This is a genomic window from Streptomyces sp. RGM 3693 (assembly GCF_050471125.1).
In the GTDB taxonomy this organism is placed as follows: domain Bacteria; phylum Actinomycetota; class Actinomycetes; order Streptomycetales; family Streptomycetaceae; genus Streptomyces.
Genome location: NZ_JBMPPQ010000002.1, coordinates 1,566,628 through 1,579,864 on the forward strand (window position 1 = coordinate 1,566,628; position 13,237 = coordinate 1,579,864).

Sequence of the window (13,237 nt, forward strand, 5' to 3'; positions counted from 1 at the left end):
TTGTGAACCCCTAGGGGATCTGTTCGCCCGTCCCCGAGGGGTTCGCCGCTCGGGGACGGACGGGGTGTTTCTAGAAGCCCAACTCACGGGCGATCAGCATCCGTTGGACCTCGCTGGTGCCCTCGCCGATCTCCAGGATCTTGGCGTCCCGCCACATCCGGGCGACCGGGTACTCGTTCATGAAGCCGTAGCCGCCGTGGATCTGGGTGGCCTCGCGGGCGTTGTCCACCGCGATCTCGGAGGAGTAGAGCTTGGCGAGCGCCGCCTCCTTCTTGAACGGCTCGCCGTGCACCAGCCGGGAGGCGGCGTCGCGCCAGGCCAGCCGGGAGGTGTGGGCGCGCATCTCCATGTCGGCCAGTTTGAACTGGATGGCCTGGTTGGCGCCGATCGGGCGGCCGAAGGCGTGCCGCTCCTTGGCGTACCGCACCGACTCGTCCACACAGCCCTGGGCGAGGCCGGTGGCCAGGGCGGCGATGGCGATCCGGCCCTCGTCGAGGATCCGCAGGAACTGCGCGTAGCCCCGGCCCTCCTCGCCGAGGAGGTTGCCGGCCGGGACGCGGACGTCCGTGAAGGACAGCTCACGGGTGTCCGAGGCGTTCCAACCGACCTTGGAGTACGGGGCGGCGACCGTGAAGCCGGGGGTGCCGGCCGGCACGATGATCGCGGAGATCTGCGGGGAGCCGTCGGCCTTGCGGCCGGTGACCGCGGTGACCGTCACCAGGCCGGTGATGTCCGTACCGGAGTTGGTGATGAAGCACTTGCTGCCGTTGATCACCCAATCCTCGCCGTCGCGGACCGCGGTGGTCCGGGTGGCGCCGGCGTCCGAGCCGCCGTCCGGTTCGGTGAGGCCGAAGGCGCCCAGCAGCTCCCCGCTGCACAGCTTCGGCAGCCACTCCTGCTTCTGCTCCTCGGTGCCGAAGCGGTAGAGCGGCATCGCGCCGAGCGAGACGCCGGCCTCCAGGGTGATCGCCACCGAGGAGTCGACCCGGGCCAGCTCCTCCAGGGCGATGCCGAGCGCCAGGTAGTCGCCGCCCATCCCGCCGTACTCCTCGGGGAACGGCAGGCCGAACAGGCCCATCTGGCCCATCTGGCGGACGATGTCGTAGGGGAAGGCGTGCTGCTCGTAGTACGCGCCGATCTCCGGGGCGACGACGTCGTGCGCGAACGCCTCGACCGTGCGCCGGAGTTCTTCCAGTTCGTCGGGCAGGCGGTGGTCCAGGGACATGGGTCACTCCTTGGGGGAGAGGGCACGGACGGTGCGCGAGGGGCTGGGGCGGCCGAGGACCGAGGCCAGCCAGACGCTGGCCTCGGTCAGCCGCCCCAGGTCGACGCCGGTCTCGATGCCCAGGCCGTGCAGCATCCATACGAGGTCTTCGGTGGCGAGGTTGCCGGTGGCGCTCTTGGCGTACGGGCAGCCGCCCAGGCCGCCGGCGGAGGCATCGACGGTGGTGACGCCGTGCTGGAGCGCGGCGAAGGTGTTGGCGAGGGCCTGCCCGTAGGTGTCGTGGAAGTGGACGCCCAGCCGGGAGGTGGGCACGCCGGCCTCGTTGAGCGCGGCGAGCAGGTGCTGGACGTGGCCGGGGGTGGCCACGCCGATGGTGTCGCCCAGGCTCAGCTCGTCGCAGCCCAGGTCGAGCAGGGCCCGGCAGACCCGGACGACCTGGGCGATCGGCACCGGGCCCTCCCAGGGGTCGCCGAAGCACATCGACAGGTAGCCGCGGACGTGGATCTTCTCGTCCCGGGCTCGCCGGACGACCGGCTCGAACATCGCCAGCGCCTCGTCGACCGTGCGGTTGAGGTTGGCCTTGGCGAACGACTCGGTGGCGCTGCCGATCACCGCGATCCGGCGGGCGCCCAGGGCCAGGGCACGGGTCAGGCCCCGCTCGTTGGGCACCAGTACTGGCAGCTGCCGCGGGTCCAGCCCGTCCAGCATCGGGAACAGCGCTTCGGCGTCGGCGAGTTGGGGCACCCACTTGGGGTGCACGAAGCTGGCCGCCTCGACCAGCGGCAGGCCGGCGGCGACCAGCCGGCGGATGAACTCCGCCTTGACCTCGGTGGGCACCACCGCCTGCTCGTTCTGTAGTCCGTCGCGCGGCCCGACCTCGTGGATCCGCACGCGGGTGGGCAGGCCCTCCGCGGGCACCTCCATGGGAAGCCCGGTCACCGGTGCGCCGTCGGTGGTCATGCCGTCACCTCCTCGTCCGTGCCGGGGGCCGTCCCGGCGTCCTCGCCGTCGGCGCTCTCGTGGGGCGCGACGACGGCCAGCACCTGGTCCATGGCGACCGTGCTGCCGGGGGTGACGTCCAACTCGGTGACCGTCCCGGCGTGCGGCGCGGAGATCACGTGCTCCATCTTCATCGCCTCCACCACCAACAGGCCCTGCCCGGCGGTGACCTCGTCGCCGACGGCCACCTTGACGACGGTGACGGTGCCCGGCATCGGGGCGGCGAGGGTGTCCACCCCGTGCCCGCGGGCCGCCGCGCGCAGCGCCTCGGCCACCGGGTCGTGGTCGGTGACGTGCCAGGCGTCGCCGTCCCGGCCCAGCCAGTCGCCGCCGCGGTGGAAGGTGTGCCGGACACCGTCGACGGTGAGCCGCACCTCGTCGGCGGTGACCTCGAAGCGCTCCGGGGCGGCGCCGGGCCGGACGTCGTACGCCACCGGGTCCTGTCCGGGGACCCGCAGCCAGTGGCGCACCGGGGCGGGCTCGCCGCCGAGCCGGAAGCCGGTCGGCGCGGCGAACGGGTCGCGCCAGCCGGCCGCGTCCGCCGTCGGTTCCAGGGCCGCCTGCCGGACCGCGGCGGCCGCCGCGTACACCTCGTCCGGTACCGCGTCGCCCACCAGGTCGGCCGCCACCCGCTCGACCAGCCCGGTGTCCAACTCGCCGGAGACCACGTCCGGGTGGGCCAGCAGGCGGCGCAGGAACCCGGCGTTGGTCGGCACGCCGAGGGTGACCGTGGCGGCCAGTGCGGCCCGCAGCTTCCGTAGGGCGCTGGCCCGGTCCGGGCCGTGCGCGATGACCTTGGCGAGCATCGGGTCGTAGCGGCTGCCGACCTCGACGCCCTCGGTGAGGCCGGAGTCGGTGCGCACTCCCGCAAGCTCCCCACTCCGCTCGAACGGGGAGGACCCCCACTCGCCGCCGGGCTCGCGCAGGGTGAGCACGGTGCCGCCGGTCGGCAGGAAGTCGCGGCTGGGGTCCTCGGCGCAGATCCGGGCCTCTATGGCGTGCCCGGAGAAGGAGAGGTGCTCCTGGGCGTAGGGCAGGTGTTCTCCGGCGGCGATCCGTAGCTGCCATTCGACGAGGTCCAGTCCGCCCCCGGCGCCGGTCGGATCGAAGGACACCGTCATCTCGGTGACCGGGTGTTCCACCTGGAGGCGGGTGTTCATCTCCATGAAGCAGTAGCCGGCCGGGTCCTTGCCGGGGACGATGAACTCGACGGTGCCGGCGCCGCGGTAGCCGCAGGAGCGGGCCGCTTGGACGGCTGCCGCGCCCATCGCGGCCCGGGTGGCCTCGTCCAGCAGTACCGAGGGGGCCTCCTCGATGATCTTCTGGTGGCGGCGCTGGAGGGAGCACTCGCGCTCGCCGAGGTGGAGGACGTTGCCGTGGCCGTCCGCCAGGACCTGGATCTCGATGTGCCGGGGCCGGTCGATCCAGCGCTCCACCAGCAGGGTGTCGTCCCCGAAGGACGAGCGGGCCTCGCGGCGGGCGGCGGCGATCTCGTCGGCCAACCGGGCGGCGTCCCGGACCAGGCGCATGCCCTTGCCGCCGCCGCCGGCCGACGGTTTGAGGAGTACGGGCATGCCGATCTCCCGTGCCGCGGCGGCCAGTTGTGCGTCGGTGAGGCCGCTGCCGGACGAACCGGGGACGACCGGGACGCCGGCCGCGCGGACCGTCTCCTTGGCCCGGATCTTGTCGCCCATCAGGTCGATGGCGTCCGCTGGCGGCCCGATGAACGCCAGTCCGGCGTCGGTGCAGGCGCGGGCGAAGCCGGCGTTCTCGGCGAGGAAGCCGTAGCCGGGGTGGACGGCCTGGGCGCCGGTGCGGGCCGCGGCGGCCAGCAGGCGTTCCACGGACAGGTAGCTCTCGGCGGCCGGGGCCGGGCCGATCCGGACCGCGGTGTCGGCCTCCCGGACGTGCCGGGCGTCGGCGTCCGCGTCGCTGTACACCGCGACCGAGCGGATGCCGAGCGCGCGCAGCGTCCGGATGACGCGGACCGCGATCTCCCCGCGGTTGGCGACCAGGACGGTGTCGAACAGGCCGGTGTCGAAGCTGGTCATAGGTCCTCTCACATCCGGAAGACGCCGAAGCTCGGCTCACCGAGCGGGGCGTTGGCGCAGGCCGTCAGCGCCAGGCCCAGTACCTGGCGGGTCTCCAGCGGGTCGATGACGCCGTCGTCCCACAGTCGGGCGGTCGCGTAGTAGGCGTTGCCCTGGGTCTCGTACTGTGCGCGGATCGGGTCCTTGAAGGCGGTCTCGTCCGCCGCGCTCCACTCCTCGCCGCGGGCCTCCAACTGGTCGCGCTTGACGGTGGCGAGGACGGACGCGGCCTGCTCGCCGCCCATCACCGAGATCTTGGCGTTGGGCCACATCCACAGGAAGCGGGGGGAGTAGGCCCGGCCGCACATCGAGTAGTTGCCCGCCCCGTAGGAGCCGCCGATGACGACGGTCAGCTTGGGGACGCGGGTGCAGGCGACCGCGGTCACCATCTTCGCGCCGTGCTTGGCGATGCCGCCCGCCTCGTAGTCGCGGCCGACCATGAAGCCGGAGATGTTCTGGAGGAAGAGCAGCGGGATGCCGCGCTGGTCGCACAGCTCGATGAAGTGGGCGCCCTTCTGGGCGGATTCGGAGAACAGGATGCCGTTGTTGGCGACGATGCCCACCGGGTGCCCGTGCACGTGGGCGAAGCCGGTGATCAGGGTCGTGCCGTACTCGGCCTTGAACTCGGCGAAGCGGGAGCCGTCGACGATCCGGGCGATGACCTCGCGGACGTCGTAGGGCGTGCGGGAGTCCACCGGCACCGCGCCGTAGAGCCCGGCGGGGTCGGCCTTGGGTTCCTCGACGGGCCGGACGGACCAGGGGAGCGGCGGGCGGTCGCCGAGGGTGGCGACGATGGTGCGGACGATCCGCAGGGCGTGCGCATCGTCCTCGGCGAGGTGGTCGGTGACCCCGGAGGTGCGGGAGTGCACTTCGCCGCCGCCCAGTTCCTCGGCGCTGACCACCTCGCCGGTGGCGGCCTTCACCAGCGGTGGGCCGCCGAGGAAGATCGTGCCTTGGTTCCGCACGATCACCGCCTCGTCGCTCATCGCCGGGACGTAGGCGCCGCCGGCCGTGCAGGATCCGAGGACCGCGGCGATCTGCGGGATGCGGGCGGCGGACATCCGTGCCTGGTTGTAGAAGATCCGTCCGAAGTGCTCGCGGTCGGGGAAGACGTCGTCCTGCATCGGCAGGAACGCGCCGCCGGAGTCGACGAGGTACAGGCACGGGAGGCGGTTCTCCAGCGCCACCTCCTGTGCGCGCAGGTGCTTCTTGACCGTCATCGGGTAGTACGTGCCGCCCTTGACGGTGGCGTCGTTGGCGACGATCACGGTCTCCCGGCCGCTGACCCGGCCGATACCGGCGATCACCCCGGCGGCCGGCGCGGCCCCGTCGTACATCCCGTCCGCCGCCAGCGGCGCCAGCTCCAGGAACGGGGAGCCGGGGTCCAGCAGCGCGTCCACCCGCTCGCGCGGCAGCAGCTTGCCGCGGGCGGTGTGCCGGGCCCGGGCCTTCTCGCCGCCGCCCAGCCGGGCGGCGGCCAGCTTCGCGCGCAGGTGCTCGGCCAGTTCGCGGTGCGCGGCCTCGTTGGCCTGCCAGGCGTCGGACGCCGGGTCGTCGGTGCTTGCCAGCACCGGTGCCTGCTCGATGGCCTCCATCGCTATGGGCCCCCTCGCTCGGTCGGCTGCCCGCCGGGCGCCACGGGGTGTGTCCCGGAGCCAGGCGGGTTAATAGGCGTTAACCTCATCGCTCTCAGGTTAACGACCACTAACCCGCCTGTCTACAATCGACGGCATGAGTGATGCGCATGCCCCCGCCCCGACCAGCCGCCGCGAGCAGATCCTCAAGGAGGCCGCCCGGCTCTTCGCGGAGCGCGGTTTCCACGGCGTCGGCGTGGACGAAATAGGGGCGGCCGTGGGTATTTCCGGCCCCGGGCTCTACCGGCACTTCGCCGGTAAGGACGCGATGCTCGCCGAACTCCTCGTCGGGATCAGTGAGCGGCTGCTGGCCGGCGGCCGGATGCGGGTCGAGGAGGGCGGCGAGAGCCCCGCGGCGGTGCTCGACGCGCTGATCGACGGGCACATCGACTTCGCGCTCGACGACCGCCCCCTGATCACCCTGCACGACCGCGAGCTGGACCGGCTCCGGGAGGCCGACCGCAAGCGGGTCCGGCAGCTCCAGCGGCAGTACGTCGAGCTGTGGGTAGAGGTCGTCCGGCAGGTCCACCCCGAGTCGTCGGAGTCCGAGGTGCGGGCGGCCGTGCACGCGGTCTTCGGCCTGCTGAACTCCACCCCGCACCTGGGTCGCCCGGGCTCGCTCCCGGGGCGGACGGAGATGGCGCGGCTGCTGCACCGGCTGGCGCTGGGGGCGTTCGGGGCGGTGGACGCCGAGGTGCCGGAGGCGGCCGGGGGTGGCGCGCGGGGCGTGGTGGCGTCGCGCCGGGCGGGCTGAGGGGCTGCCCCCTTCCCCACTCTGGACAGCGTTGGTGACCGGCGGGTAGCTTTCGCTGAGCAAACGCTTAGTGTGGTGGTGAAGGAGGCCAAGGGCATGCGTCGGACGGTGTTCAACGAGGATCACGAGGCGTTCCGCGAGACCATACGCGCCTTCATCGAGGCCGAGGTCGTGCCCGCCCACGACGAGTGGTACACCGCCGGCCTGGTGCCCCGCGACTTCTACTACAAGCTCGCCGAGCTGGGCATCTTCGGGATCCGCGTCCCCGAGGAGTACGGCGGCGCCGGCATCGACTCGCACAAGTTCGAGGCCGTGATGTACGAAGAGACCGCCCGCGCCGGCGTCTCCTTCGGCGGCTCCGGCGTCCACGTGCTGCTCGGCCTGCCGTACCTCCAGATGCTCGCCACCGACGCGCAGAAGAAGCGCTACCTGCCCAAGTTCGTCTCCGGCGAGGAGATGTGGGCCCTGGCGATGACCGAGCCGGGCACCGGCTCCGACCTCGCCGGCATGAAGACCACCGCCAAGCTCTCCGCCGACGGCACCCACTACGTCCTCAACGGCTCCAAGACCTTCATCACCGGCGGCGTGCACGCCGACCGCGTCATCGTGTGCGCCCGCACCTCCGCCCCGCGCGAGGACGACCGCCGCCACGGCATCTCCCTCTTCGCCGTCGACACCACGTCCGAGGGCTACTCGATCGGCCGCAAGCTCGACAAGCTGGGCCTGAAGGTCTCCGACACCGCCGAGCTGGCGTTCGTCGACGTCAAGGTGCCCGTCGAGGACCTGCTCGGCGAGGAGAACAAGGGCTTCTCCTACCTCGGCCGGAACCTGCCCTCCGAGCGCTGGGGCATCGCCTTCGGCGCCTACGCGCAGGCCAAGGCCGCCGTCCGGTTCGCCCAGCAGTACGTGCAGGAGCGCACCGTCTTCGGCAAGACCGTCGCCTCCTTCCAGAACACCAAGTTCGAACTGGCCGCCTGCCAGGCCGAGGTGGACGCCGCCGAGGCCGTCGCCGACCGCGCCCTAGAGGCCCTCGACGCCGGCGAGCTGTCCCCGGCCGAGGCCGCCTCCGCGAAGCTCTTCTGCACCGAGGTCGCCCACCGCGTCATCGACCGCTGCCTCCAACTGCACGGCGGCTACGGCTTCATGAACGAGTACCCGATCGCCCGCCTCTACGCCGACAACCGCGTCAACCGCATCTACGGCGGCACCAGCGAGGTCATGAAGTCCATCATCGCCAAGTCCATGGGCCTGTAAGGGCGTAGGGGCCACGCGCAGGTGAACGACGCACTCAAGTCGCTGCTCGATCTACTGGACCTGGAGCGGATCGAGCAGGACATCTTCCGCGGCCAGAGCCGGGCCTCGGTCGTGCCCCGGGTCTTCGGCGGCCAGGTCGCGGCCCAGGCCCTGGTCGCGGCCGGCCGCACCGTCCCCGCCGACCGTCCGCCGCACTCGCTGCACGCCTACTTCCTGCGCCCCGGCGACCCCGGCGCGCCCATCGTCTACACCGTCGACCGGATCCGCGACGGACGGTCCTTCACCACCCGGCGGGTGGTCGCCGTCCAACACGGCAAGCCGATCTTCCACCTCACCGCGTCCTTCCACGCGCAGGAGGAGGCGGCGCTGGAACACCAGGAGCCGATGCCGGCGGCGCCGGATCCGCTGGAGCTGCCGACGCAGGCCGAACTGCTGCCGCGGTACGCCGACCGGTTCCGCGAACCGGACATGGTCCAGCGGCTGTTGGAGGCCCGGGCCGCCGTCGACCTGCGCTACGTGGAGGAGCCGCCGTTCGGCAGCGTGGGCACGGCACGGGAGCCCCGGTCGCAGGTGTGGTTCCGCACCGACGGCAAGCTGGACGGTCCGGAGGACCTGCCGCTGCTGCACATCTGCCTGGTCACCTACGTCTCCGACATGACCCTGCTGGACTCGATCCTGCTGGCGCACGGCCGCGGCGGCTGGGCGGTGGGCGATGTGGTGGGGGCGAGCCTGGACCACGCGATGTGGTTCCACCGTCCGCTGCGGGCCGACGAGTGGCTGCTCTACGACCAGGAGTCGCCGACCGCGCGAAGCGGCCGAGGACTGGGGACGGGGCGGATCTTCACGGCGGACGGGCGGTTGGCGGTGTCCGTGGTGCAGGAGGGCGTCGTGCGGGTGCCGCGGGAGGACTGAGGCCGGTGCGACCGTCATGCGCGACGGCCGCCGGCCCCGGTCCTTCGGTGTGCCGGTGGCTTCCGTGCGCCGGTGATCAGAGCAGGTCCGCCGCCGCCAGCAGGTAGCCGGTCAGCGGGTCGTAGTGGCGGGGGCTCAGGACGTGGTCGTCCAGGGGGATGGTGACCTGGACGGTGCCCTCGGATTCGGCGAGGAAGAGCGCGGGGTCGTTGCAGTCGGCGAAGCCGATCGTGGGGATGCCGCGCTGGCCCGCGCAGCCGGCCCAGCCGTGGTCGGCCATGACCAGGTCCGGCTGGGGGCGGCCGGCGCGCTCCAGGCCGTCCAGGATGGCCGCCATCGGCTCCGGGGAGTGCGTGTGCCACAGCGTGGCGCCGCGCTCCAACATCGCCACGTCGCCGAACTGGAAGACCATGCCGTCGTCGGCGTGCAGCCCGTCGGGGATGACTACGATCTCGCAGTCCCGGGCGTGCAGGGCCTGCGCGGTGGCGCGGTGGACGTCCAGCAGGCCGCCCGGGTGGCCGGTGGCGAACAGGACGCGCTGCCGGTCGGCGGCCGCCTTGCGCAGCACCGCGGCCGCGCGGTCCAGGGCGTCCACGGTCAGCTCGGGGTCGATGGTGTCCTGGCCCTGCCGGTGGTGCGGGTCGTCGCTGACGCCGCAGCGTTCCGCCATCACGGCCAGCACGTCCTGCTCGTCCGTCCAGCGGTCACCCAGCTCCACGCCGAACCAGTAGTGGCGGTCGCCGTTCGCGAGCCGGCGGTAGTGGAGGAGGTTGTTCTCGCGTGGGGTGGCGACCTGCCCGGCGATCCGGGTCCGTACGAGGTGGTCGATGAGTTCGGCACGCGAGGGGGCGGTAGCGGCTATCGGCATAGCGACATTGTGCCCGTACGGATCTCCAGAGGCCGGGCGTTCCACAGCGCGGACACCGGGCGGACACGGGCCGGACACCGTCGGGCCGGCTCGGCAGGCGCCGGCGGGGCTGGACAGAACGTCGAACGCCGGTGGCCGGGAGCTCGGAAATGTCCATGTCCCGGGTGGTGGGGCGGTCCCTACTCTGCCCCCATGACCACCGCATCGCACGAGCCCGTGGGCCCCGTCGACTCCTCCCGCATTCCGCGCTACGCCGGGCCCGCGACCTTCGCCCGACTGCCCCGCCTCGACGAGGTCGGCGGCCGGACCGATGTCGCCGTCGTCGGTGTCCCCTTCGACACCGGCGTCTCCTACCGCCCGGGCGCCCGCTTCGGCGGCAACGCGATCCGCGAGGCATCGCGGCTGCTGCGGCCGTACAACCCGGCGCAGGACGCCTCGCCGTTCGCGCTGGCGCAGGTCGCGGACGCCGGGGACATCGCGGCCAACCCGTTCAACATCAACGAGGCCGTGGAGACCATCGAGGCCGCCGCGGACGACCTCCTCGGCAGCGGCGCCCGCATGATGACGCTGGGTGGTGACCACACCATCGCGCTGCCGCTGCTGCGTTCGGTCGCCAAGAAGCACGGTCCGGTCGCGCTGCTGCACTTCGACGCGCACCTGGACACCTGGGACACCTACTTCGGTGCCGAGTACACCCACGGGACGCCGTTCCGGCGGGCCGTCGAGGAGGGCATCCTCGACACCTCGGCGCTCTCCCACGTCGGCATCCGCGGTCCGCTCTACGGCAAGAAGGACCTCACCGACGACGAGAAGATGGGCTTCGGCATCGTCACCTCGGCCGACGTCTACCGGCGCGGCGCCGACGAGATCGCCGACCAGCTGCGCCAGCGCATCGGTGACCGGCCGCTCTACATCTCCATCGACATCGACTGCCTCGACCCGGCCCACGCCCCGGGCACCGGCACGCCGGAGGCGGGTGGCATGACCTCCCGCGAGCTGCTGGAGATCCTGCGGGGGCTGGCGTCCTGCAACCTGGTGTCCGCCGATGTCGTCGAGGTCGCGCCGGCCTACGACCACGCGGAGATCACGGCCGTGGCCGCCTCGCACACCGCGTACGAGCTGACCACGATCATGTCGCGGCAGATCGCGGACGCACGCGGCTGATCGTCGGCTGCGGATTCCCTGGAACCGCCGGCGAGCCTGGGGCTCGCCGGCGGTTCTTGTGTGTGCGGTGCGTGCGGCGGGTGCGGTGTGTGCGGCGGGTGTTCTGGATGGGGTGGATGGGGTGGATGGGGTGGATGGGGTGGTCAGGTCGGCTTGAGGCCGGGGAGGGGCCAGCCGCTTCTCACCGGTACCACTGCCGGTAGACCGAAATGGCGGATTCCGGGGGGAAGTTGGGCACCGTGGTCACGTCGCCGTTGCTCTTGGCGATCACGATGTTGGTGCCGCCGGGGCCGGCCGGCGGGGCGGTGGGGTCCTCGGGGGCGGGCCAGCCGGCGTGGACGAGGTAGCCCTCGTCGAATACGTGGACCAGGAGCGAGACCGGGCCGCCCGGGGAGCCGACCGGCGGGAAGTAGGCGCGACCGATCTCCAGGGCGTGGTCGGCGGAGGTCGGTACCACCTTGGGCGGGGCGCCGGCGCCGGGCTGCGGACCGGGGACGGTGCTCGGCGGGTACGGCGGCGGCGTCGGCTGACCGCCGGCGGCACCCCGCGGAGCACCTGCGTTCCCGCCGGTGCTCCCGCCCGCGTTCGCACCCGTGTTGCCGCCGGGGGTGGCGCCCGCGTTTCGGGTCCGATCGATCCGGCTGATCTGACCCATCCGGTTGATCCGGTTGATCCGGTCGATTCGGCTAATTCTCTTGATTCGGTTCATTCCGGGGATTCCTCTGGTGTGTCCTCCAAGGTGCGGAGGGCGAACCACAGTTCCATGCGGACGTCGGGGGCGTCCAGGTCGGTGTCCAGGAGGCGGGCGATACGGGTGATGCGCTGGCGCACGGTGTTGCGGTGGATGTCGAGGGCGGCCGCCGTGCGGTCCCAACTGCCGTGCAGCGAGAGCCAGTTGTGGAGGGTAGTGAGCAGGTGCGGGGAGTCGGTGAGCGGGGCGAGGCGGGTCCGGGCGTGCTCCCGGGCGTCCGCGGGGTCGAGGAGGGTGCCGAGGCCGTGCCGGCCGGCGGCGTGGTGCCGTACCAGTCCGGTGCGGCGGGCCAGGGCGCGGCGGAGGGCGGTCGCGGCGTGTCGGTCGGCGGCGGGCAGGTCGGCCACCGGGACGGGGGCGCTGACGCCCAGCGTCCAGCCGGGGAGCGCGGTGACCTCGCGGTCGCCGGGGACCAGGGCCCGTAGTCCGTCCGGGGCGGAAGCCGGGGCCACCAGCGGGGTCGTCAGGGCGCTGGCCAGGGCGGCCGGTGCGGCGGGGGTGTCGCGGCGGGGCGCGGCGTGGACGACGGTCCACCGGGGGTGGCCGAGGAGCGGGGCGACGTCGGCCGGGCGGGCGCCGACGAGGAGGTGGACCAGGGCCGCGGAGTGTGCGGCACCGGCCGGGCCGGCGGTGGTGGACGGGCCGGTGATCAGGGAGAGCAGGACGGCGGCGACGCCCGCGATGGTGTGCGCGGGCGGGTCGCCGGGGTCGGTGGCGACCACCAGGGCGAGCCCGCCGCCGGTGTCCTCCGGGCGGGCGGCGGCCGTCCGGTCCCGGTCTGCGGGCCCGGCGCCCGCCTGTCCCGTCAGGGCGTAGCCGGTCAGTTGGGTGCCCGGGAGGGTGTCCGCGGCCGAGGTGGGGCCGCCTGCGGTGACCACCCCGGCCAGGCGGACGGCCGCGGCCCGGCAGGCGGCGGAGGGGCGCGGGCCGGCCGAGCCGTGCGGGGTGCCGTCGGGGGCGAGCAGCGCGGCCCAGCCGTGTACGTGGCGGGCCAGCGCGCGCAGGACGGCGGCCGCCGGCTCCGGGCGGGCGGCTGCCGCGGACAGGGCTCGCTGGGCCGCGCCGATCCGGGTCAGTTCGCGGTGCCGGGCCTCGGTCACGGCCTGCCAGACGGCGCTCTCCACGGCCGTGAACGGCGTCCCCTCGGGGACCTCGACGAGCGCCAGCCCGTGCCGGTCGCAGGCGTCCACCAGGGCCCGTGGGACGGTCCGGTGGACCGGCGCGATGCCGAACCCGAGGGCGGCGGCACCGGCCGCGACGGTACGGGCGGCATAGCCGTCCAGATAGCCGTCGAGCGCGTCACCGTCCCGTGAGGACACCGCCTCCGCCAGGTGGACGCCGGCGGTCAACAGCAGTTCGCCGCCCAGGAGGTACGGCACCGGATCGGCCATCTCCGAGGTGTGCACCCAGTGGATCGTCACCCCCTCGCGGGGCCCGGCGAGCTGACGCAGGCCCAGGTCCGTACGGGCGAGCAGGTCCGCCAGGGGGACCGGAGGAGTGGACGGCGGGGGCAGCGGGCGCGGCATGTGCGGACCCTCCACATCAGGGGCGGCGGAGTGGAGGAAACGTACACTTCAGCGCCGTCC

The 13,237-nt window shown here is 73.1% G+C and carries 11 protein-coding genes; 4 read left to right on the forward strand and 7 right to left on the reverse strand.

Annotated elements, in window-relative coordinates; all coding sequences use genetic code 11:
* Positions 1 to 70: 70 nt before the first annotated feature.
* The 4 genes from ACO0M4_RS24430 to ACO0M4_RS24445 are packed head-to-tail and all read right to left on the reverse strand — an operon-like array spanning position 71 to position 5,900.
* Positions 71 to 1,225, reverse strand: a complete 1,155-nt coding sequence (locus ACO0M4_RS24430) for an acyl-CoA dehydrogenase family protein (RefSeq protein WP_430373060.1) — start codon at positions 1,223 to 1,225, stop codon at positions 71 to 73.
* A gap of 3 nt (positions 1,226 to 1,228) precedes the next feature.
* The gene (locus ACO0M4_RS24435) at positions 1,229 to 2,185 is read right to left on the reverse strand and encodes a hydroxymethylglutaryl-CoA lyase (RefSeq protein ID WP_430373061.1); all 957 of its coding nucleotides are present in this window, start codon (positions 2,183 to 2,185) and stop codon (positions 1,229 to 1,231) included.
* Positions 2,182 to 4,275: a biotin carboxylase N-terminal domain-containing protein gene (locus ACO0M4_RS24440; RefSeq protein ID WP_430373062.1), complete on the reverse strand. Its 2,094-nt coding sequence runs from the start codon at positions 4,273 to 4,275 to the stop codon at positions 2,182 to 2,184. The genes ACO0M4_RS24435 and ACO0M4_RS24440 overlap by 4 nt, the downstream gene beginning before the upstream one ends.
* Before the next feature lie 8 nt (positions 4,276 to 4,283).
* Positions 4,284 to 5,900 carry a carboxyl transferase domain-containing protein gene (locus tag ACO0M4_RS24445; RefSeq protein WP_430373921.1) on the reverse strand — a complete coding sequence of 539 codons (1,617 nt, stop codon included), beginning with the start codon at positions 5,898 to 5,900 and terminating at the stop codon, positions 4,284 to 4,286.
* A gap of 145 nt (positions 5,901 to 6,045) precedes the next feature.
* On the opposite strand from ACO0M4_RS24445, the gene ACO0M4_RS24450 reads away from it, so the two are divergent.
* The 3 genes from ACO0M4_RS24450 (at position 6,046) to ACO0M4_RS24460 (ending at position 8,868) form a co-directional block, all read left to right on the forward strand.
* Positions 6,046 to 6,702 (forward strand): SACE_7040 family transcriptional regulator, encoded by a 657-nt coding sequence (locus ACO0M4_RS24450; RefSeq protein ID WP_430373063.1) that lies wholly within the window; start codon positions 6,046 to 6,048, stop codon positions 6,700 to 6,702.
* A gap of 96 nt (positions 6,703 to 6,798) precedes the next feature.
* Entirely contained in the window at positions 6,799 to 7,956 is a 1,158-nt protein-coding gene (locus ACO0M4_RS24455) for an acyl-CoA dehydrogenase family protein (RefSeq protein ID WP_430373064.1), read from the forward strand.
* A gap of 21 nt (positions 7,957 to 7,977) precedes the next feature.
* Positions 7,978 to 8,868, forward strand: coding sequence for an acyl-CoA thioesterase (locus tag ACO0M4_RS24460; RefSeq protein WP_430373065.1), 891 nt, complete (start codon positions 7,978 to 7,980; stop codon positions 8,866 to 8,868).
* Between the two features lie 76 nt (positions 8,869 to 8,944).
* Here the strand turns inward: ACO0M4_RS24460 and ACO0M4_RS24465 are convergent, their stop codons facing one another.
* The gene (locus tag ACO0M4_RS24465) at positions 8,945 to 9,736 is read right to left on the reverse strand and encodes a phosphatase (RefSeq protein WP_430373066.1); all 792 of its coding nucleotides are present in this window, start codon (positions 9,734 to 9,736) and stop codon (positions 8,945 to 8,947) included.
* A 192-nt stretch (positions 9,737 to 9,928) separates the two neighbouring features.
* On the opposite strand from ACO0M4_RS24465, the gene speB reads away from it, so the two are divergent.
* Positions 9,929 to 10,900 (forward strand): agmatinase, encoded by a 972-nt coding sequence (gene speB, locus ACO0M4_RS24470; RefSeq protein ID WP_390017265.1) that lies wholly within the window; start codon positions 9,929 to 9,931, stop codon positions 10,898 to 10,900.
* Between the two features lie 181 nt (positions 10,901 to 11,081).
* Here speB and ACO0M4_RS24475 read toward each other — a convergent pair whose 3' ends face one another.
* Together ACO0M4_RS24475 and ACO0M4_RS24480 are read right to left on the reverse strand one after the other, a co-directional pair.
* Positions 11,082 to 11,609, reverse strand: coding sequence for a hypothetical protein (locus ACO0M4_RS24475; protein ID WP_430373067.1), 528 nt, complete (start codon positions 11,607 to 11,609; stop codon positions 11,082 to 11,084).
* Entirely contained in the window at positions 11,606 to 13,177 is a 1,572-nt protein-coding gene (locus tag ACO0M4_RS24480; RefSeq protein ID WP_430373068.1) for a helix-turn-helix domain-containing protein, read from the reverse strand. Before ACO0M4_RS24480 ends, ACO0M4_RS24475 begins: the two co-directional genes overlap by 4 nt.
* Positions 13,178 to 13,237 lie beyond the last annotated feature (60 nt).